The sequence below is a fragment of the Blastocatellia bacterium genome (assembly GCA_035275065.1).
GTDB lineage: Bacteria > Acidobacteriota > Blastocatellia > UBA7656 > UBA7656 > DATENM01.
Genome location: DATENM010000057.1, coordinates 1 through 1,892 on the forward strand (window position 1 = coordinate 1; position 1,892 = coordinate 1,892).

At 57.2% G+C, this 1,892-nt stretch carries 1 protein-coding gene; it reads left to right on the forward strand.

Annotated elements, in window-relative coordinates; all coding sequences use genetic code 11:
• Positions 1-527: 527 nt before the first annotated feature.
• On the forward strand, positions 528-1,805 hold the full coding sequence (gene ltrA / locus VJ464_13670) for a group II intron reverse transcriptase/maturase (protein HKQ06179.1): 1,278 nt from the start codon (positions 528-530) through the stop codon (positions 1,803-1,805).
• Positions 1,806-1,892: the final 87 nt, after the last annotated feature.

The following is a 1,892-nucleotide window of genomic DNA, read 5'->3' on the forward strand; positions in this document are numbered from 1 at the left end:
ATTGTGTGCCGAGCATGTTCGACAGCTAGGAGGTGAAAGTCCTCTACTCAACCTGATGGAGGTGAAGAGTTAGCGAAGCGCAAGGGCGTCGTCGTGAGGCGGGGTCTGAAGGAAGCGTGGAGCAAAAGTGTGAGCCGATGAACAAGAACCGGATAGGAGGCATACGGCGTCGGGCGAGTTGGCAATTGACAACAAAGCCCATATCCATCAAGGACGCAGGTTGTAAATCCGGCGGCTGTGCACCGAAGGCGGTCGAACTTACCTCGGGAGATCTGTGGCGTGTCGTGGAATCACGACTGAGACTGCCGTGAGGTAGTTGAGCGCGCCACAGAAGTCAGCAGAAGGCATAGTAGCCACGCGAGTGGCGAAGGCCCGAACGGTTCCCGGCTCGCCGGGATTAAAGAGCGAGCAAGTAAGCAGCGCAACTCATGAGCGATAAGCGGCAGAAGAACCAACTAGAGCTGGCCTTCACAGAGATGAGTAGGAGTGAAGCTCCGAGGGACTCTGGAGGAGGGACCGAAACGCTGATGGCGAAGCGCGACGACGAAAGCTCGGCTGGAAGTGAACAACTAATGGAAGAGGTCTGCGGACGCAAGAACTGTCAGCAGGCATTGGCCCGAGTCAAGAGCAATAAGGGTAGTGCTGGTATCGACGGGATGACTGTCGAGCAACTGCCGGCTTACCTGAGGCAACACTGGCCAACCGTGCGAGAGCAATTGTTGCGTGGGACTTACAAACCGCAAGCAGTGAAGCGGGTAGAAATACCAAAGCCAGACGGTGGGATACGAAAGCTTGGTATCCCGACGGTGCTGGATCGCTTCATTCAGCAGGCGGTGATGCAGGTGCTACAAAGCAGTTGGGACCGCACCTTCTCAGCACACAGCTACGGGTTCCGGCCCGGACGCTCGGCACATCAGGCCGTAGCCCAAGCGCAGCAGTACATCGCAGCGGGTTACGGCTGGGTGGTGGACCTGGACTTAGAGAAGTTCTTCGACCGAGTCAACCACGACAAACTGATGGCGCGACTGGCACAGCGAATCAGCGACAAGCGAATGCTAAAGCTGATTCGGGCGTTCCTTCGTGCCGGAGTGCTGGAAGGTGGGTTGGTGAGTCCGGTGGATGAAGGAACGCCGCAAGGTGGACCTTTATCTCCCTTGTTGTCGAACATTGTGCTCGACAAGTTGGACCAAGAGTTGAAGCGACGCGGTCATCGGTTCGTGCGGTATGCGGACGATTGCAATATCTACGTGCGCAGCCAGCGGGCTGGTGAACGAGTGATGAAAAGCATTTCACGGTTCATCACGAAGCAGCTAAAACTCAAGGTCAACGAAGAGAAGAGTGCAGTGTCCCGACCAAGTAAGCGAAAGTTCCTGGGCTTCAGTTTCATCTGGCGGCGTGAACTGCGGCGGCGCATTGCGCCAAAAGCTATTACGCGGTTCAAGCAGCGGGTGCGGGAACTGACGCGGCGGACGCGTGGGGTAAAGGTGGAAACGATGGTGGCCCAACTCAGTCGCTACTTGCGGGGCTGGCGTGGCTACTTCGGCTTCTGTCAAACGCCTTGGGTGTTGCGCAGTCTTGAGAGTTGGCTTAGACGCCGCCTGCGGGCGGTTGTCTGGAAGCAGTGGAAACGAGGGAAGGTGCGATTTACTGAGCTACGCAAGCGAGGCGTGAGTAAAGACCTCGCCGCGCAAACGGTGGGCAGTGCTCATGGCCCGTGGCGACTCAGTAACTCGCCCGCTCTCAACCTTGCACTGCCCAATGCCTACTTTGCATCGCTAGGACTGACGCCCTTAGTTGTCAACTAACGGCTTAACTCGCCGAACCGCCGTGTACGGACCCGTATGCACGGTGGTGTGACAGGGAAAGCTGGCGACAGCCTACCTATGTCAATT

Coding starts and splice junctions, on each gene's coding strand:
- ltrA (HKQ06179.1), top strand. CDS start 528: ATGGCGAAGCGCGACGACGAAAGCTCGGCTGGAAGTGAACAACTAATG.